Origin of the sequence: Enterobacter cloacae complex sp. P16RS2 (assembly GCF_014982155.1) — a bacterium.
Lineage (GTDB): Bacteria > Pseudomonadota > Gammaproteobacteria > Enterobacterales > Enterobacteriaceae > Enterobacter > Enterobacter cloacae_M.
Genome location: NZ_JADCKW010000003.1, coordinates 53,472 through 71,835, shown reverse-complemented (window position 1 = coordinate 71,835; position 18,364 = coordinate 53,472). Strand labels below are relative to the sequence as shown.

Here is an 18,364-nt window from a genome sequence, read left to right as displayed (position 1 = left end):
CTGACCCTTGCGAGAGCGCGACGACTGATGCGAATTCTGGCTATTGATACCGCGACAGAGGCTTGCTCTGTCGCTCTGTTGAACGACGGTGCTGTTTCTGCTCATTTCGAAGAGTGCCCACGGGAACACACCCAACGCATTCTGCCCCTGGTAAAAGCCATTTTAACCCAGGGCAACACCTCCTTAACCGACCTCGATGCGCTGGCCTTTGGCCGTGGCCCCGGCAGCTTTACGGGCGTACGTATCGGGATCGGCATTGCGCAGGGGCTGGCGCTGGGCGCCGAACTGCCGATGATCGGCGTCTCTACCCTCGCCACGATGGCGCAGGGCGCATGTCGCATGACCGGGGCAACGCGCGTGCTGGCCGCGATTGATGCCCGCATGGGCGAAGTTTACTGGGCCGAATACACCCGCGACGAGCAGGGCGTGTGGCACGGCGAAGAGACGGAAGCCGTGCTCAAGCCGGAAGCGGTCACTGAACGACTGAAGCAGTTGTCCGGCGAGTGGGCGACCGTCGGCACCGGCTGGCCTGCGTGGCCGGAGATGGCGAGCGGTACCGGGGTGACGCTGGTGGACGGCAACATGCTGCTGCCGGCTGCGGAAGATATGCTTCCGATTGCCTCCCGGCTGCTCGCGGCAGGAAAAACCGTGGCCGTTGAACAGGCGGAGCCGGTTTATTTGCGAAACACCGTTGCGTGGAAGAAACTTCCGGGCCGCGAGTGAATCTCAGTAACAGGAACTGAGAAAAAGGAGTCGCATCATGGCGGTTCAGACTAAAATAGTACGCCTTATTATGGCAGGCGCGGTTGCCATAGCACTGAGCGGATGCGTTTCCGTTCCTGATGCGATTAAGGGCAGCAGCCCGACGCCACAGCAGGATCTGGTTCGGGTGATGAATGCCCCTGAGCTGTACGTCGGTCAGGAAGCGCGCTTTGGCGGTAAGGTCATCGACGTACAAAACCAGCAGGGGAAAACCCGTCTCGAGATCGCCACCGTTCCGCTGGACAGCGGCGCGCGGCCGGTACTGGGGGAGGCCTCTCGCGGGCGTATCTACGCGGACGTCAGCGGTTTCCTCGATCCGGTCGATTTTCGCGGGCAGCTGGTGACCGTCGTCGGGCCGATTACCGGCGCCGTGCAGGGCAAAATCGGCAGCACGCCGTATAAATTTATGACCATGCAGGTCAACGGGTATAAACGCTGGCGGCTGGCACAGCAGGTAGTCATGCCGCCTCAGCCGATGGATCCGTGGATGTGGGGTCCACATCCTTATCGTTACGGCTACCCGGGCTGGGGTTGGTATAACCCGGGTCCTGCACAGGTTCAGACGATCGTTACTGAGTAACTCACTGTTATTGTTAGAAAAGAGACAGCGGCTCAGCCGCTGTCTCTGTTTTTTTACGGATAAAACGAAAAAAAAGAGTGACGCGCTTCGCAACCTTAAATGTGAACAATTAATAAACTGGTACGCTGAGTTAATATAATGTTAACAAACTGTTTATTATCGGGGTTGTGATGACGACGAACACTCATTTCAGAGGTGATGCATTGAAGAAGGTTTGGCTTAACCGTTATCCCGCAGATGTTCCTGCTGAGATCAATCCTGACCGTTATCAATCCTTGGTGGAATTATTTGAGCACTCGGTAAGGCGCTACGCGGACCAGCCCGCATTCGTGAATATGGGCGAGGTCATGACGTTCCGTAAGCTTGAGGAGCGTAGCCGCGCGTTTGCGGCGTATCTTCAGGAAGGGCTGGGGCTGCAAAAAGGGGACCGCGTCGCGCTGATGATGCCAAACCTGCTGCAATACCCGGTGGCGTTGTTCGGTATCCTGCGAGCCGGGATGATTGTCGTCAACGTTAACCCGCTGTACACCCCGCGCGAGCTGGAGCATCAGCTGAACGACAGCGGCGCGGCCGCGATTGTCATTGTGTCCAACTTCGCCCATACCCTGGAAAAAGTGGTCGACAAAACTCAGGTTAAACACGTCATCCTGACGCGCATGGGGGATCAGCTCTCCACCGCCAAAGGCACGCTGGTTAACTTTGTCGTCAAATACGTCAAGCGCCTGGTGCCAAAGTACCACCTGCCGGACGCCATCTCCTTCCGCCGCGCGCTGCATGCGGGCTACCGTATGCAGTATGTGAAACCCGAAGTGGTGGCGGAAGATCTTGCGTTTCTGCAATACACGGGCGGGACCACTGGCGTCGCCAAAGGGGCCATGCTTACCCACCGCAATATGCTGGCAAACCTTGAACAGGTGAACGCCACCTACGGGCCGCTGCTGCATCCGGGCAAAGAGGTGGTGATCACCGCGCTTCCGCTGTATCACATCTTTGCGCTGACCATGAACTGCCTGCTGTTTATTGAACTGGGTGGTCAGAACATCCTCATCACCAACCCGCGCGATATACCGGGCCTGGTAAAAGAGCTGTCGAAATACCCATTCACCGCCATGACGGGGGTGAACACTCTGTTTAACGCGCTGCTTAATAACAAAGAGTTCCAGCAGCTGGATTTCTCCACGCTGCATCTCTCTGCGGGCGGCGGCATGCCGGTTCAGCAGGCGGTCGCCGAGCGCTGGGTGAAGCTTACCGGCCAGTATTTGCTGGAAGGCTATGGGCTGACGGAATGTGCTCCGCTGGTCAGCGTGAACCCACACGATATCGACTATCACAGTGGAAGCATTGGTCTGCCGGTTCCTTCGACAGAGGCCAAACTGGTCGATGATAACGATAACGAAGTCGCGCCGGGCGAGCCGGGGGAGCTTTGCGTCAGAGGTCCGCAGGTGATGCTGGGCTACTGGCAGCGTCCCGATGCGACCGACGAAATCATCAAAGACGGCTGGCTGCACACCGGTGATATTGCGGTAATGGATGACGAGGGCTTCCTGCGCATCGTCGATCGCAAGAAAGATATGATCCTGGTCTCCGGCTTCAACGTCTATCCGAATGAAATCGAAGACGTGGTCATGCAGCACAGCGGCGTACTCGAAGTGGCGGCTGTCGGCGTCCCTTCCGGCAGCAGCGGTGAAGCGGTGAAGATATTTGTGGTCAAAAAAGATCCTTCCCTGACGGAGGAAGCGCTGGTAACGTTTTGCCGTCGTCAGCTGACGGGCTACAAGGTGCCGAAGCTGGTGGAATTCCGCGACGAGCTGCCAAAATCCAACGTCGGGAAGATATTACGACGAGAATTACGTGACGAAGCCCGTGGCAAAGTAGACAATAAGGCCTGAGCTTCACGCTAATCGCCCAGACGCCGGTTAAGCCGGCGTTTTTTATGGGCGCAAACAAAAGAGAACCCGTTTTGAATTACCAGATGATCACGACCAACGACGAGCTGGCTTCGCTGTGCGAAGTGACGCGCGACTTTCCTGCCATTGCCCTGGATACCGAGTTTGTCCGTACCCGGACCTATTATCCGCAGCTGGGTTTGATTCAGATGTACGACGGTAAACACGTCTCGCTGATTGACCCTCTCGGCATTACCGACTGGACGCCGATGCGTGACCTGCTGCTCAATACCGCCGTGACGAAATACCTGCACGCAGGCAGTGAAGATCTGGAAGTCTTTCTGAACACCTTTGGCATCATGCCCCAGCCGCTGATTGACACGCAGATCCTCGCGGCATTCAGCAATCGTCCGCTCTCATGGGGCTTTGCTGCCATGGTGGAGGAGTATACGGGCCTGACGCTGGATAAAAGCGAATCCCGTACCGACTGGCTGGCGCGCCCGCTTACCGAGCGTCAGCTGGAGTATGCGGCGGCAGACGTGTTTTACCTGCTGCCGATTGCCGGACAGCTGATGAAAGAGGCAGAAGCCTCCGGCTGGCTCGCTGCTGCGCTGGACGAGTGCCGTATGACCCAGCAGCGTCGCCAGGAAGTGGTTGACCCGAAAGAGGCCTGGCGCGATATCACCAACGCCTGGCAGTTGCGCACGCGTCAGCTGGCATGCCTGCAGCTGCTGGCAGACTGGCGCTTGCGTAAAGCGCGCGAGCGCGATCTGGCCGTTAACTTTGTGGTTCGCGAAGAGCATCTCTGGGCGGTGGCGCGCTATATGCCGGGCAGCCTGGGCGAGCTGGACAGCATTGGGCTGTCGGGCAGCGAGATCCGCTTCCACGGTAAAACCCTGCTGGCGCTGGTCGCAAAAGCGCAGGAGCTGCCGGAAGACGCGCTGCCGGAACCGCTGCTGAACCTGATGGACATGCCGGGCTATCGCAAAGCGTTTAAGGATATCAAAGCGCTGGTGCAGGCAGTTGCAACGGAAAGCAAGCTGAGTGCGGAACTGCTCGCCTCACGTCGTCAGATTAACCAGCTGCTGAACTGGCACTGGAAGCTGAAGCCGCAGAATGGCGTGCCGGAGATGATGGCGGGCTGGCGCGGGAAATTGATGGCCGATCGCCTGAATACGCTGCTGGAAGGTTACCCGCGATAAAAATATGCCGGGCGATATACCCGGCATATTTCCCCGGTGGCGCTGCGCTTACCGGGGCGACGAAAACACAAACCTACGGACGCGACTCTTCCGCTTCCGGGAGCGTAACGTTCAGCTCCAGAATCGAAATATCCCCGTCTTTTTGTTCCAGCTGCACCGTGACCATCTCCGGGTCAATCTGCACATACTTACAGATCACTTCCAGGATGTCCTTGCGCAGCTGCGGCAGGTAGTGAGGCTCGGCGTCGCTACGACGACGCTCCGCAACGATAATTTGCAGACGTTCTTTTGCGATGTTGGCGGTGTTCTTTTTCCGCGAGAGAAAAAAGTCCAGTAATGCCATAACTTATCCTCCGAACAGGCGTTTGAGGAAACCTTTCTTCTCTTCTTCAATGAAGCGGAAAGGACGTTCTTCTCCCAGCAGACGGTCAACGGTATCGGCGTAAGCTTTACCTGCATCTGCCATTGTATCAAGGATCACTGGCTCGCCCTGGTTAGAGGCGCGTAACACGGACTGATCTTCCGGGATAACGCCCACCAGCTTAATGCGCAGGATCTCCAGCACGTCTTCCATGCTCAGCATGTCACCTTTGTTCACGCGGCCCGGATTGTAGCGGGTGAGCAGCAGGTGTTCTTTAATCGGATCTTCGCCATTTTCCGCACGACGGGATTTTGAGGCGAGGATGCCCAGAATGCGGTCTGAGTCACGCACGGATGAAACTTCAGGGTTGGTGGTGATGATCGCTTCATCAGCGAAGTAGAGCGCCATCAGGGCACCGGTTTCGATGCCCGCAGGGGAGTCGCAGACAATGAAGTCGAAATCCATTTTTTTCAGATCGTCGAGCACCTTTTCCACGCCCTCACGGGTCAGGGCGTCTTTGTCACGCGTCTGAGAAGCCGGGAGAATGTAGAGGTTCTCGGTGCGCTTGTCTTTGATCATCGCCTGGTTCAGCGTGGCATCGCCCTGAATGACGTTCACGAAGTCATACACGACGCGACGCTCACATCCCATGATGAGGTCGAGGTTACGCAGACCGATATCGAAATCGATAACGATGGTTTTCTTTCCCTTCTGGGCCAAACCAGTAGCGATGGCCGCGCTGGAGGTGGTCTTGCCAACGCCTCCTTTACCCGAAGTAACAACAATAATGCGTGCCATAGAAATTCCTTGTTAAAAAGGGATCAATTCAACGGTTGAACGGTCAACGCGTCGTCTGCCAGAAGCAGGCGAGCCGCTTTGCCATAAAATTCGGCTGGGATCTTGTCGCTCAGCCAATATTCACCTGCGATGGACACCAGTTCCGCCGTCAGGTGAGTACAAAATATTTGCGCATCTCGATCGCCACTTGCACCTGCGAGCGCACGTCCACGCATCATACCGTATACGTGAATATTGCCATCTGCAATCAGCTCAGCGCCAGCACTGACGTGGCTTGTAACAATCAGATCACAGTTTGGTGCATAAATGCGCTGACCGGAACGAACCGGCACATCAATCATTCGCGTTTTTGTGACGGTAGTAACGTTTTGCACCGCAGGAGGGGGTGTTTGCACGGCAACGGGTGCCGCACGCGAGGCTTTTTCTTTGCCCTCATTCAGAAGGGGCAGCCCCGCACGCTCAATTTCCGCTTTCAGCTCAGTATCTTTGCAGCCACTGATGCCCACGATACGCAGTCCGGTCGAGGAGACGGCCTGCTGGAGAAGCTTCCAGTTAACCGGAGCCTCAAGACCGCTGACGTTGATAACAACAGGGGCGTGCTTCAGAAAGGCGGGAGCCTGGGCGATTTTGTCTTCTAACGCCTGACGAATAACCTCGGGTTTTGCATCATGCAAATGTACCACTGATAAGGTGAAGCTACTGCCTTTAAGCTCGATGGGCGTGTTTGACATCCTGGCCTTACTCAATTTGCTATTAACCGCAACCACTCGCTGCGATATTCCGAAGAGTATCAGGCATGTTATAGTCAGGAGTATATTGAGGCAAGCAACCACCCATTAATTCAGAGTAAAAACATGTTTTGTGTGATCTACAGAAGTACAAGCCGTGACCAGACCTATCTTTATGTCGAAAAGAAAGACGATTTTTCACGCGTGCCTGAAGAATTAATGAAGAACTTTGGCCGACCACAGCTGGCGATGCTGCTGCCGCTTGATGGTCGTAAGAAACTGATTAATGCCGATCTGGATAAAGTGAAAACGGCCTTAGCCGAGCAGGGCTATTATTTACAGCTTCCACCGCCACCCGAGAATTTATTAAAAAAGCATCTTGAGGCGAACGGCAAAAAATAGTCTCAACTGCTTTTGGGCACAACACATCAACCGTTTAGGGGTCGACCATGTATCAACATCATAACTGGCAAGGTGCATTACTGGATTATCCCGTCAGCAAAGTGGTTTGCGTAGGCAGCAACTATGCAAAACATATTCAGGAGATGGGCAGCGCGACGCCAGAAGAGCCGGTCCTGTTTATTAAGCCTGAAACGGCGCTGTGCGATATCCGCCAGCCGCTGGCGCTGCCGCAGGGGCTGGGTTCGGTGCATCACGAAGTTGAACTTGCCGTGCTGATCGGCGCGACGCTGCGCCAGGCCTCAGAAGAACATGTCAAAAAAGCGATTGCCGGATACGGCGTGGCGCTGGATCTGACCCTGCGTGACGTGCAGGGTAAAATGAAGAAAGCAGGGCAGCCGTGGGAAAAAGCCAAAGGGTTTGATAATTCCTGCCCGATTTCGGCGTTTGTGCCGGTGAGCGAATTTACCGGCGATCCCCAGGACACGCCGCTCAGCCTCAAGGTTAACGGCGAGATCCGCCAGCAGGGCACCACGGCAGACATGATCCATAAGATCGTGCCGCTGATCGCTTACATGAGCCGCTTCTTTACCCTTAAACCAGGCGATGTGATCCTGACCGGAACCCCAGAAGGCGTTGGCCCGCTACTCAGCGGTGACGAGCTTGAGGTCGGTTTCAACGGCCTGTCGCTGAAAACCCGCGTGCTGTAACCCCATCTTGCCGCCTGAAGAGGGCGGCAAAACTTGCAACAACGTGCCAGACTCGTTATAAGGTGCGCTTTCTTTTGACGTGTGGACATCCTGATGAACGACATCCCTTTCTGGCAAAGCAAAACTCTCGACGACATGACTGACGCGGAATGGGAATCATTGTGCGACGGCTGCGGGCAGTGCTGCCTGCACAAGCTGATGGATGAAGATACGGACGAAATCTACTTCACCAACGTTGCCTGCAAGCAGTTAAACATTAAAACCTGCCAGTGCCGCAACTATGAGCGCCGGTTTGAATTTGAGCCTGACTGCATCAAGTTAACCCGGGATAATCTGCCGACGTTTGAATGGCTGCCGCATACCTGCGCGTATCGCCTGCTGGCGGAAGGGAAAGGTCTGCCTGACTGGCATCCGCTGTTAACCGGTTCAAAAGCGGCGATGCACGGTGAACGTATTTCTGTGCGCCACATTGCGGTGAAAGAGTCCGAGGTGCGTGACTGGGAAGATCACATAATGAACCACCCGACCCGTTGAGATTAAAAAACCCGCCGAGGCGGGTTTTTTTGTGCTTGTGCGGCCTGACGCCCTCACCCCAACTCTCTTCCACGGGAGAGGGCGCAAGCACTAAAAACGGCAACCGAGGTTGCCGTTTTGCTTTTACCTTCCGAACAGATCGCGTTTCTTCGGTTTGAACGGCTGAGCGATCAGCACCAGCAGCGCCACGACGAAGTAGGCCGCAAAAATGCCCACCAGCCACTGCGGCATCTCCAGCGTCAGGAATTCCCACTGACGAACGGAGCAGTCACCGGATGCAACAAACACCTGCGGCAGCCATTTGTCCAGCGGCAGCCAGCTCGGGAAGCGGGCGGCAAAATCACAGGTCATAAACGGTGACGGATGCAGTTGCATCATGGTGTGCTGCCAGGAGAGTTCAATCCCTTTCCAGGCACTGTAAATCCAGATGGCAATAGCGGCATAGCGAAGCGGCGATTTAGGGGCAATTGCACCCACCAGACCTGCGCCCATAATGCCGAACAGCGCGCAGCGTTCGTAAATACACAGCACGCAAGGTTTAAGACCCATTACGTGCTGGAACCACAGCGCGACCATTTCCAGCGCAAAGGCGGTCAGGGCCATTAACAACCACGCTCCGCGACCGCGGGAGCACTGGTTTAAAAATCTCAACATAATCATTTCCCTGGAACATGCTTAGAAAGCGCAGTGTAAACGAATTCGTTTTTCGCGCCACCTGTACCTGGCGAAATAAAACGTAATTGGATGTTTATCGTGCGAAAAGGCAAACGGGCAGCGAACTGCCCGAGATGCATAGTTTACTGCGCCGCAAGTATACCCGCTTGTACCAGCCATTGCGTACAGGGAATGAGGGTAATTTTGACGCAAAGCAATCCGACGATCGTGAGCACCAGCGTATAGGGCAGCGCCATCCACACCATCCTGCCATAAGAAAGACGTATGAGCGGCGCGAGGGCGGAGGTCAGCAGGAACAGGAAGGCGGCCTGGCCATTTGGCGTCGCTACCGACGGCAGGTTGGTACCGGTGTTGATCGCCACGGCCAGCAGCTCAAACTGTCCGGCGCTGATAACGCCTTGCTCCATGGCCGCTTTGGCCTCGTTGATGTAGACCGTCCCGACAAAGACGTTATCTGAGATCGACGAGAGCAGGCCGTTAAACAGGTAAAACAGCGAGAGCTGAGCATCCGGTGACGCCTGTAATACAAAGGCAATAATCGGCGCGAACAGGTGCTGGTCGATAATCACCGCCACGACGGCAAAGAACACCGCCAGCAGGGCGGTAAACGGCAGGGCTTCGGTAAACGCCTTGCCGATGGCATGTTCGTCGGTCACGCCGGTAAAGGTGGTGGCGAGAATAATGACTGACAGGCCAATCAGCCCCACTTCGGCAAGATGGAACGCCAGCGCCGCGATAAGCCAGACGCCGATGATCCCTTGGGCAATCAGTCGTAGCATCTCCTGGCGCGTCCGCTGGCTTCGGCTCTGCACATCGAATTTATGCAGTTCCTGACGTACCGGCTCCGGGAGCTGCGCCCCGTACCCAAAGAGGCGAAACTTCTCCACCAGCAGACAGGTCGCCAGCCCGCAGATCAGCACCGGTACGCTCACCGGGGCCATTCTCAGGAAGAAATCACCGAAGTGCCAGCCCGCCGCTTTGGCAATGATCAGGTTTTGCGGCTCGCCCACCATGGTCATCACGCCGCCCAGGGCGGTACCCACGCCTGCATGCATCATCAGGCTGCGCAGAAACGCGCGGAACTGTTCCAGCACGTCACGGTTATGCGCCTCGACGTGGCTGTCATCCTGCAGGTCCTCATTTGGGCGAGAGGAGGCCACGCGGTGATAAATACCGTAAAACCCAACCGCTACGCTGATCACTACCGCGACGACCGTCAGCGCATCCAGGAAGGCCGACAGGAAGGCGGCGGCAAGGCAAAACGCCAGCGAGAGGAACATTTTCGACGGAATGCTGAGCAGCAGGCGCGTGAAGATGAACAGCAGCAGCTGTTTCATAAAGTAGATACCCGCCACCATAAAGATCAGCAGCAGAAGCACTTCGAGATTTGACGCCAGCTCTGCTTTGACATGCTCGGCGCTGGTCATACCGACGACGACGGCTTCAAACGCCAGCAATCCGCCCGGCAGCAGGGGATAACATTTCAGCGCCATGGCCAGGGTGAAGATAAACTCCGCCACCAGCAGCCAGCCGGCGATAAAGGGATTCACGCTAAAAATGATGGGATTAACGACCAGGAAAACCAACAGTATCAGCTTATACCAGTCAGGAGACTGACCTAAAAAATTGCGCCATAGCGCGCGCCCAAAAGAAATTTCCACAACAGACGTCCTTCCCGTCAAGTAAGACAAAACATCAGTATACGCAAAAATCGCGGCCTGGAGGCGGGTAAGGCTGCATTGTAAATTTCACAAAAATGAAACGGCGATCCCTCTTTTCTCTCTTTGCCGCGCTACCTGCTACTGCGTGCCTCTGGTATGATGAGTCCAATTTGCTAAAGCTGTGTAATGGAAATCTCACTATGGTCATTAAGGCGCAGAGCCCGGCGGGTTTCGCGGAAGAGTACATCATTGAAAGCATCTGGAATAATCGTTTCCCTGCGGGGTCCATTCTTCCGGCTGAACGCGAACTCTCTGAACTGATTGGCGTCACTCGCACCACGCTGCGTGAAGTGCTTCAGCGGCTGGCGCGCGATGGCTGGTTGACGATCCAGCACGGTAAGCCTACGAAAGTGAACAACTTCTGGGAAACGTCCGGGCTGAACATTCTTGAAACGCTGGCGCGTCTCGACCATGAAAGCGTGCCGCAGCTCATTGATAATCTGCTCTCCGTTCGCACCAACATCGCGACGATCTTTATTCGTACCGCTTTCCGTCAGCATCCGGAAGACGCCCTTGCGGTGCTGGCCACAGCGAACGAGGTGGAAGATCACGCCGATGCTTTTGCCACCCTCGATTACAACGTGTTTCGCGGCCTGGCGTTTGCCTCCGGCAACCCGGTGTATGGCCTGATCCTCAACGGTATGAAAGGGCTTTATACTCGCATTGGCCGCCACTACTTTGCCAATCCGGAAGCGCGTAGCCTGGCGCTGGGCTTCTACCACAAGCTGAGCAAGCTCTGTACCGAAGGCCTGCACGATCAGGTTTATGAGACGGTGCGCCGCTACGGTCACGATTCCGGTGAAATCTGGCACCGTATGCAGAAAACGCTGCCGGGTGATTTAGCGATTCAGACTCGCTAAAAGAAAAAACCTCTCATACGAGAGGTTTTTTTTTCGCCCGGTAAGCGTAGCGCCACCTGGCAAAAGCGTCACTACAGCGTATTCAACCGCGCCGGGCAACGTTCCAGCAGCTCGACGCTCCCGTCTTCATTCTGCTGCTCCAGCTGCACGTCAAAGCCCCACAGGCGATGCACGTGCTTCAGCACCTCTTTACGCCCTTTATCCAGCGGCGCGCGATTGTGCGGAATATAGCGCAGCGTCAGGGAGCGGTCGCCGCGCAAATCGACATTCCATACCTGAATATTTGGCTCAAGATTGCTCAGGTTGTACTGGGAAGAGAGGCGAGAGCGGATCTCACGGTATCCCTCTTCATTATGGATCGCGGAAATCTCCAGATAGTTGTTGCGGTCATCGTCCAGCACGGTGAAGAAGCGGAAATCACGCATGATCTTCGGCGACATAAACTGGCTGATGAAGCTCTCATCCTTAAAGTCGCGCATCGCAAAGTGCAGCGTTTCCAGCCAGTCAGAACCGGCAATATCCGGGAACCAGTACTTGTCTTCTTCCGTCGGCGACTGGCAGATGCGCTTAATATCCTGGAACATGGCGAAGCCAAGCGCATACGGGTTAATACCGCTGTACCACGGGCTGTTGTAGGGCGGCTGGAACACCACGTTGGTATGGCTGTGGAGGAATTCCATCATGAACCGCTCGGTCACTTTTCCCTCGTCGTACAGATGGTTAAGAATGGTGTAGTGCCAGAAGGTCGCCCAGCCTTCGTTCATGACCTGCGTCTGCTTTTGCGGGTAAAAATACTGGCTCACCTTGCGCACGATGCGCAGGATCTCACGCTGCCACGGCTCCAGCAGCGGGGCGTTCTTCTCCATAAAATAGAGCAGGTTTTCCTGCGGCTCGGACGGGTAACGACGCGCTTCGGCGATCGTTTTTTCCTCCTCACGCTTCGGCAGGGTACGCCACAGCATGTTCACCTGGCTTTGCAGGTACTCTTCGCGGCTTTTCTGCCGGGCTTTCTCCTCCTGCAGGGAGATTTTCTGCGGGCGTTTGTAGCGATCCACGCCGTAGTTCATCAGCGCGTGGCAGGAGTCGAGCAGTTTTTCCACTTCGTCCACGCCGTAGCGCTCTTCGCAGTCGGTAATGTATTTGCGGGCGAAGATCAGGTAATCGACGATGGAGCTGGCGTCCGTCCAGCTACGGAACAGGTAGTTATTCTTGAAAAATGAGTTATGCCCGTAGCAGGCATGCGCCATCACCAGCGCCTGCATGGTAATGGTGTTCTCTTCCATTAAATAGGCGATACACGGGTTGGAGTTAATCACAATCTCATACGCCAGCCCCTGCTGGCCGTGCTTATACAGCCGTTCCGTTTCAATAAATTTTTTACCAAACGACCAGTGCGGATAGTTAATCGGCATCCCGACGCTGGAGTAGGCGTCCATCATCTGTTCGGACGTAATGACTTCAATCTGATGGGGATAGGTATCCAGACGATACAGCTTTGCGACCCGGTCGATTTCGGCGAGGTAAACATCCAGCAGCTCGAAGGTCCAGTCGGGTCCATCGCTCAGACGTGTGTTGTCCTTGTTCAGGGAATCAATAGTAGCCATTAGCGCGCCCTCGTTGTGGGTGCTCTCTCTGTCTGGAGAGCCTCCTTTCAAGCATAGATCAACGTGTTAAAAAGCGTGCTGGGGCAGAAATTTTTTCTTTGCGATTTCGCGTTTTTGATACGGCAAAAAAACGGTATGCCTCAGCATATTATGCTGGTTAAAAATAACGCGCAGCAGGAGATCCCAAATTAGCACTATCCTCTGATGCTGGGGGATGTGTGAGGTAAGTCACCATAAAAAAGTCGTATGTTGAATAATATTTTCAACTAGGTTATCAATCTGTAATTAGAAGATTGTTCTTTTGCACATAATGGAGTGGCTATGCGTGTTGTCATACTGGGAAGTGGTGTCGTTGGGGTAACCAGCGCCTGGTATTTAAGTCAGGCGGGACATGACGTAACCGTTATCGATCGTGAATCCGGTCCCGCGCTTGAAACCAGCGCGGCGAACGCCGGGCAAATCTCTCCGGGGTATGCGGCGCCGTGGGCTGCGCCGGGCGTTCCGTTGAAAGCGATTAAATGGATGTTCCAGCGCCATGCGCCGCTGGCCATCAGCCTTGACGGCACGCAGTTCCAGCTGAAGTGGATGTGGCAGATGCTGCGCAACTGCGACATCCGCCACTACATGGAGAACAAAGGGCGCATGGTGCGTCTGGCGGAATACAGCCGCGACTGTCTGAAAGCGCTGCGAGCGTCGACGGGGATTGAGTACGAAGGCCGTCAGGGCGGGACGCTGCAGCTGTTCCGCACCGAGCAACAGTACGAAAATGCCACCCGCGATATCGCCGTGCTGGAAGATGCCGGCGTACCGTACCAGCTGCTGGAAGCCAGCCAGCTTGGCCAGGTTGAACCGGCGCTGGCGGAAGTGGCGCATAAGCTGACGGGCGGCCTGCGCCTGCCGAATGACGAAACCGGCGACTGCCAGCTCTTTACGCAACGTCTGGCGCAGATGTGCGAGCAGGCGGGGGTGAAGTTCCGCTTCAACACCTCTGTCGACAAGCTGCTGTCGGAAGGCGAAAAAATTTACGGCGTGAAGTGCGGCGACGAGGTGATCAAAGCCGATGCCTACGTGATGGCGTTTGGTTCGTACTCCACCGCCATGCTGAAAGGCATTCTCGACATTCCGGTTTATCCGCTGAAGGGCTACTCGCTGACCATTCCGGTGAAAGAAGAGAGCGGCGCGCCGGTGTCGACCATTCTGGACGAAACCTACAAAATCGCCATTACCCGCTTCGATAACCGTATTCGTGTAGGCGGCATGGCGGAAATTGTCGGCTTCAACACCGAATTGCTGCAGCCGCGTCGTGAAACGCTGGAGATGGTCGTGGGCGATCTCTTCCCGCGCGGCGGTTTTGTTGAGCAGGCGACGTTCTGGACCGGCCTGCGTCCGATGACCCCGGACGGCACGCCGATCGTGGGCCGCACGCCGTTCAAAAACCTGTGGACCAATACCGGACACGGCACGCTCGGCTGGACGATGGCCTGCGGATCGGGTCAGCTGCTGAGCGACCTGATTTCCGGACGCACGCCGGCAATTCCGTTTGACGATTTAAGCGCCGCGCGCTATCAATCGGGGTTTACGCCTTCGCGTCCACAGCACCTGCACGGCGCGCATAGCTAAGGAGTTGTCATGTCCCGTCCTGTTCTGGCCCAGCTGAACCTGCAGGCCCTTAAGGATAATCTGCAAATTGTTCGTCGGGCGGCCCCCGGCGCGCGCGTCTGGTCGGTGGTGAAAGCGAATGCCTACGGCCACGGTATCGATCGTATCTGGAGCGCGCTGAGCGCGACCGACGGCTTTGCGCTCCTGAATCTGGAAGAGGCCATTCTGCTGCGCGAGCGCGGCTGGAAAGGGCCGATTCTACTGCTGGAAGGCTTCTTCCATGCGGACGATCTGCCGCTGCTGGACAAGTACCGTCTGACCACCAGCGTTCACAGCAACTGGCAGATTAAGGCGATCCAGGATGCGAAGCTCCATGCTCCGCTGGATATCTACCTCAAGGTGAACAGCGGCATGAACCGCCTGGGCTTTCAGCCTGAGCGGGTGCATACGGTCTGGCAGCAGCTGCGCGCCATGAAAAACGTGGGCGAAATGACGCTGATGGCGCATTTTGCCGACGCGGAAAAACCCGACGGTATTGCCGATGCCATGGTCCGCATTGAGCAGGCGGCAGAAGGGCTGGATTGCCCGCGCTCGCTGTCGAACTCGGCGGCTACGCTGTGGCATCCCGAGGCGCACTATAACTGGGTGCGTCCGGGGATCGTTCTGTACGGTGCGTCTCCCTCTGGTCAGTGGCAGGATATCGCCAACAGCGGCCTCAAGCCGGTCATGACCCTGCGCAGTGAAATCATTGGCGTGCAGACGCTGAAGGCCGGGGACACGGTGGGCTACGGTAGCCGCTACCGGGCAAAAGGCGAGCAGCGGATTGGCATCGTGGCGGGCGGCTATGCCGACGGCTACCCGCGCATCGCGCCCACCGGTACGCCGGTCTGGGTCGATGGGGTTCGCACGGGAACGGTGGGCACCGTATCAATGGATATGCTGGCCGTTGACCTGACGCCATGCCCGCAGGCGGGCATCGGTTCACCGGTCGAGCTGTGGGGTAACGAAATTAAGATTGATGACGTTGCTGCCGCGGCGGGCACGGTGGGGTATGAACTGATGTGCGCGCTGGCACCGAGAGTGCCGGTTGTGACGGTGTAACAAATGTTTGTGTCGGGTGGCGCTAACGCTTACCCGACCTACTTTCGAGGGTTTTGTAGGCCGGGTAAGGCGAAGCCGCCACCCGGCAAAAAAACTACTCCACTTCCTCTTCCATCGGCCTCAAACCGACTTTCCGCACCGCGTTATCTTCTTTTTCGGCAACGGTCCAGATCATCCCGGCAAACTCCACCTGGTCTCCCACGACCGGGGCAGCGCCAAGCCGCTGCTGGATGATTTCGCCCAGCGTTTGCGGGTTATCACCGTCTTCAGCACCTTCATCCAGACCGTAAATCAGCGCCACATCCGCAAATTTGGCGCTGGCTTCCAGAATAAAATCGCCGAAGAAGCGCTGGTCCAGCGCCACCGGAGGCGACTGGCTGAACAGCTTGCCCAGCGCGGGCAGGTCACGCTCGCGACCAATCACGCAGAGAATATCCCCCTCGCGCAGGCGGGTGCTGCCGGTAGGGTGCAGCAGGACATTATCGCGGAACAGGGCGGCAATGCGCGTTTCGGTCGGCATGTGCAAATCGCGCAGCGAGGCTCCCACGCACCATTTGTCGGCGCTCAGCTGATAGACAAACTGTTCCCACGGGTTCTCCGGATGAATATCGAGCCCCACGCGGGAGACCGGCCAGCCCACGGGCGGGACCACCACTTTGGCTTTTTTCGCCGCCCACCCGAGCGAGGTTCCCTGGAACAGCAGGGAAATCAGCACCACGAAGAACGCCACGTTAAAGAACAGCCGCGCGTTATCCAGACCGGCCATCATCGGGAACACCGCAAGGATAATCGGCACCGCGCCGCGCAGGCCCACCCAGCTGATAAACACCCGCTCGCGCAGGTTGAAGCCGCGAAACGGCAGCAGGCCTGCAAATACCGACAGCGGACGGGCGAAGAAGATCATCCATGCGGACAGCAGCAGCGCCGGAACGGCGATCGGCAGCAGGTCCGATGGCGTGACCAGCAGGCCCAGCACCAGAAACATGCCGATTTGCGCCAGCCACGCCAGTCCGTCGAAGTTCTGCAAAATGGCATGGCGGTTGCGAATAGGGCGGTTGCCCATCAGGAACCCGCAGAGATAGACCGCGAGAATACCGCTGCCGTCCACTGCGGTGGTGACGGCAAAAATGAGAATGCCGCCGCTCAGCGCCAGCAGGGGGTAAAGCCCCGCGGGCAGCGAGATGCGGTTGATCGTCTGCTGTAAGAGGTATCCCCCCGCCAGGCCGATGACGATCCCCAGACCGAACTGCTGCAGGATATGTAACGCAAACATCCAGCTCAGCCCGCTTTCATGCTGCTGAATCATCTCAATAAGCGTAATGGTGAGAAATACCGCCATCGGATCGTTACTGCCGGATTCAATCTCAAGCGTGGAGCCAACGCGTTCGTTAAGCCCTTTTCCGCCGAGCAGGGAAAACACCGCTGCCGCATCGGTTGAGCCCACGATGGCGCCAATCAGCAAACCTTCCATGATATTGAGATGGAAAAGCCACGCGGCCATCATTCCGGTGAGGCCGGAGGTAATCAACACGCCGACCGTGGCGAGCGACAGCGCAGGCCCTAAGGCCACGCGGAAGGAGCTTGCCTGGGTGCGCATCCCGCCGTCCAGCAGGATCACCGCCAGCGCGAGGTTACTCACCATGTAGGCGAAGGGGTAGTTATCGAAAGGGATACCGCCAATGCCATCAATGCCGGCCAGCATGCCGATGGCGAGGAAAATGACAAGAATAGGTATGCCGAGACGCGATGAAAATGAACTTAATAAAATACTGCTGGTTACAAGGACGGAACCCAAAATGAAAAGGCTGATTATCGCTGCGGCATCCAATGTTCTCTTACTCCCACCTCAATGTTAACGCTGTTACTAAAACCCTAACATATTAACAACGGCAACAGCGTTTTATTAAGGGGGTATAACAGCTTTTTTATGCCTTTATGACAGGATGACCGCTGATGGTCAGCCGACTGCCGGAATCATTGTGGATCAGGGTGGCGTGCGCCCCCAGCGCCAGGGTCACGGTTTGCTGCTCGTGGCCGAAATCGAGACCGGTGATGACCGGAATATCCAGCCGCGAGCGAACGAAGTCGACCATGGTCTCAAGGGAGTAACCCGCGTCATAGTCATTCGGAGCAGAGCCGCTGAAGCTGCCCAGCACAACCGCAGACTGGCGTTCAAGAATACCGGCATGATAAAGCTGCAATAGCATACGCTCGACGCGGAAAGGATGTTCATTGATATCTTCCAGCACCAGAATGCCGTCCTCGATTTGCGGCATCCACGGGGTGCCGATGAGCGAGACCAGCATCGCCAGGTTGCCGCCCCAGAGCTGGCCTTCACATTCCCAGTGCGGTCCATTGCCTTGCCACTCCACGCTGTAGGTGGAATTGCGCAGCGCGCGCCAGAAATGTTCCACGGTAAACGCATCCAGCTCCGGTGCGCCGAAGTTGCCGGCCAGCATCGGACCGCTGAAGGTGATGACGTTATGCAGGGCCAGCAGCCCGAGCTGGATGACGGTGAAATCGCTGTGGCCGCAGATCAGCAGCGGATCCTGCTGCTGGCGCAGCGCCAGCCCCTGCCAGTCAATGCTCTCCAGCAGCCGGCTCGCACCGTATCCGCCGCGCACTGCAAGCACAATCCGGTTTTCGCCCGTCAGGTTCACCAGACTATTGATATCATTCAGCCTCTGCGCTTCGGTACCGGCAAAACGCTGCTGGCGGCGGGGGATAATCGTCTGATTTTCTACCTGGTGGCCGGATTCCAGCAAACGCTGAACGCCCCGCTGCGCCGCGTCCTGGTTAATGCAGTAGCCCGACGGCGCGATAAGATGAAACTGAGACATGGCA

Annotated in this window: 18 protein-coding genes; 10 read left to right on the top strand and 8 right to left on the bottom strand. The window is 56.6% G+C overall.

Annotated elements, in window-relative coordinates:
• Positions 1 to 27: 27 nt before the first annotated feature.
• The 4 genes from tsaB (at position 28) to rnd (ending at position 4,430) form a co-directional block, all read left to right on the top strand.
• A complete protein-coding gene (gene tsaB / locus INF68_RS00965) occupies positions 28 to 723 on the top strand; it encodes a tRNA (adenosine(37)-N6)-threonylcarbamoyltransferase complex dimerization subunit type 1 TsaB (protein ID WP_126786393.1) in 696 nt (231 codons plus the stop codon).
• 37 nt (positions 724 to 760) lie between these two features.
• Complete coding sequence (locus tag INF68_RS00960; protein WP_126786392.1) at positions 761 to 1,342, top strand: Slp family lipoprotein; 582 nt, start codon at positions 761 to 763, stop codon at positions 1,340 to 1,342.
• 203 nt (positions 1,343 to 1,545) lie between these two features.
• The gene (fadD, locus tag INF68_RS00955; RefSeq protein ID WP_126786391.1) at positions 1,546 to 3,231 is read left to right on the top strand and encodes a long-chain-fatty-acid--CoA ligase FadD; all 1,686 of its coding nucleotides are present in this window, start codon (positions 1,546 to 1,548) and stop codon (positions 3,229 to 3,231) included.
• A 71-nt stretch (positions 3,232 to 3,302) separates the two neighbouring features.
• Complete coding sequence (gene rnd / locus INF68_RS00950) at positions 3,303 to 4,430, top strand: ribonuclease D (RefSeq protein WP_126786390.1); 1,128 nt, start codon at positions 3,303 to 3,305, stop codon at positions 4,428 to 4,430.
• Positions 4,431 to 4,503: 73 nt separating this feature from the next.
• Here the strand turns inward: rnd and minE are convergent, their stop codons facing one another.
• The 3 genes from minE to minC are packed head-to-tail and all read right to left on the bottom strand — an operon-like array spanning position 4,504 to position 6,320.
• The gene (gene minE, locus INF68_RS00945) at positions 4,504 to 4,773 is read right to left on the bottom strand and encodes a cell division topological specificity factor MinE (RefSeq protein ID WP_008500504.1); all 270 of its coding nucleotides are present in this window, start codon (positions 4,771 to 4,773) and stop codon (positions 4,504 to 4,506) included.
• 3 nt (positions 4,774 to 4,776) lie between these two features.
• The gene (minD, locus tag INF68_RS00940; RefSeq protein ID WP_023312187.1) at positions 4,777 to 5,589 is read right to left on the bottom strand and encodes a septum site-determining protein MinD; all 813 of its coding nucleotides are present in this window, start codon (positions 5,587 to 5,589) and stop codon (positions 4,777 to 4,779) included.
• A gap of 23 nt (positions 5,590 to 5,612) precedes the next feature.
• Positions 5,613 to 6,320, bottom strand: a complete 708-nt coding sequence (gene minC / locus INF68_RS00935; protein WP_023312186.1) for a septum site-determining protein MinC — start codon at positions 6,318 to 6,320, stop codon at positions 5,613 to 5,615.
• 123 nt (positions 6,321 to 6,443) lie between these two features.
• Here minC and INF68_RS00930 point away from each other — a divergent pair, with 123 nt between their 5' ends.
• From INF68_RS00930 to INF68_RS00920, 3 genes are all read left to right on the top strand, one after another.
• Positions 6,444 to 6,719: a YcgL domain-containing protein gene (locus INF68_RS00930; RefSeq protein ID WP_126786389.1), complete on the top strand. Its 276-nt coding sequence runs from the start codon at positions 6,444 to 6,446 to the stop codon at positions 6,717 to 6,719.
• 47 nt (positions 6,720 to 6,766) lie between these two features.
• The gene (locus INF68_RS00925; RefSeq protein ID WP_029742142.1) at positions 6,767 to 7,426 is read left to right on the top strand and encodes a fumarylacetoacetate hydrolase family protein; all 660 of its coding nucleotides are present in this window, start codon (positions 6,767 to 6,769) and stop codon (positions 7,424 to 7,426) included.
• A gap of 93 nt (positions 7,427 to 7,519) precedes the next feature.
• The gene (locus tag INF68_RS00920; RefSeq protein ID WP_024909872.1) at positions 7,520 to 7,960 is read left to right on the top strand and encodes a YcgN family cysteine cluster protein; all 441 of its coding nucleotides are present in this window, start codon (positions 7,520 to 7,522) and stop codon (positions 7,958 to 7,960) included.
• 123 nt (positions 7,961 to 8,083) lie between these two features.
• Here INF68_RS00920 and dsbB read toward each other — a convergent pair whose 3' ends face one another.
• Complete coding sequence (gene dsbB / locus INF68_RS00915; protein ID WP_047652291.1) at positions 8,084 to 8,614, bottom strand: disulfide bond formation protein DsbB; 531 nt, start codon at positions 8,612 to 8,614, stop codon at positions 8,084 to 8,086.
• Positions 8,615 to 8,757: 143 nt separating this feature from the next.
• The gene (gene nhaB / locus INF68_RS00910) at positions 8,758 to 10,296 is read right to left on the bottom strand and encodes a Na(+)/H(+) antiporter NhaB (RefSeq protein WP_126786388.1); all 1,539 of its coding nucleotides are present in this window, start codon (positions 10,294 to 10,296) and stop codon (positions 8,758 to 8,760) included.
• A 200-nt stretch (positions 10,297 to 10,496) separates the two neighbouring features.
• On the opposite strand from nhaB, the gene fadR reads away from it, so the two are divergent.
• Positions 10,497 to 11,216, top strand: coding sequence for a fatty acid metabolism transcriptional regulator FadR (gene fadR, locus INF68_RS00905; protein ID WP_023312180.1), 720 nt, complete (start codon positions 10,497 to 10,499; stop codon positions 11,214 to 11,216).
• A 71-nt stretch (positions 11,217 to 11,287) separates the two neighbouring features.
• Here the strand turns inward: fadR and INF68_RS00900 are convergent, their stop codons facing one another.
• Positions 11,288 to 12,820 carry a SpoVR family protein gene (locus tag INF68_RS00900; protein WP_023293929.1) on the bottom strand — a complete coding sequence of 511 codons (1,533 nt, stop codon included), beginning with the start codon at positions 12,818 to 12,820 and terminating at the stop codon, positions 11,288 to 11,290.
• A gap of 321 nt (positions 12,821 to 13,141) precedes the next feature.
• Between INF68_RS00900 and INF68_RS00895 the strand changes: the two genes are divergently transcribed.
• Together INF68_RS00895 and dadX are read left to right on the top strand one after the other, a co-directional pair.
• Positions 13,142 to 14,440: a D-amino acid dehydrogenase gene (locus tag INF68_RS00895; RefSeq protein WP_126786387.1), complete on the top strand. Its 1,299-nt coding sequence runs from the start codon at positions 13,142 to 13,144 to the stop codon at positions 14,438 to 14,440.
• Positions 14,441 to 14,449: 9 nt separating this feature from the next.
• Entirely contained in the window at positions 14,450 to 15,520 is a 1,071-nt protein-coding gene (gene dadX / locus INF68_RS00890; RefSeq protein WP_126786386.1) for a catabolic alanine racemase DadX, read from the top strand.
• Positions 15,521 to 15,614: 94 nt separating this feature from the next.
• Here the strand turns inward: dadX and INF68_RS00885 are convergent, their stop codons facing one another.
• Both INF68_RS00885 and ldcA read right to left on the bottom strand, forming a co-directional pair.
• Complete coding sequence (locus INF68_RS00885; RefSeq protein ID WP_109845080.1) at positions 15,615 to 17,348, bottom strand: potassium/proton antiporter; 1,734 nt, start codon at positions 17,346 to 17,348, stop codon at positions 15,615 to 15,617.
• A 97-nt stretch (positions 17,349 to 17,445) separates the two neighbouring features.
• Positions 17,446 to 18,360 (bottom strand): muramoyltetrapeptide carboxypeptidase, encoded by a 915-nt coding sequence (gene ldcA, locus INF68_RS00880; protein WP_109845079.1) that lies wholly within the window; start codon positions 18,358 to 18,360, stop codon positions 17,446 to 17,448.
• Positions 18,361 to 18,364: the final 4 nt, after the last annotated feature.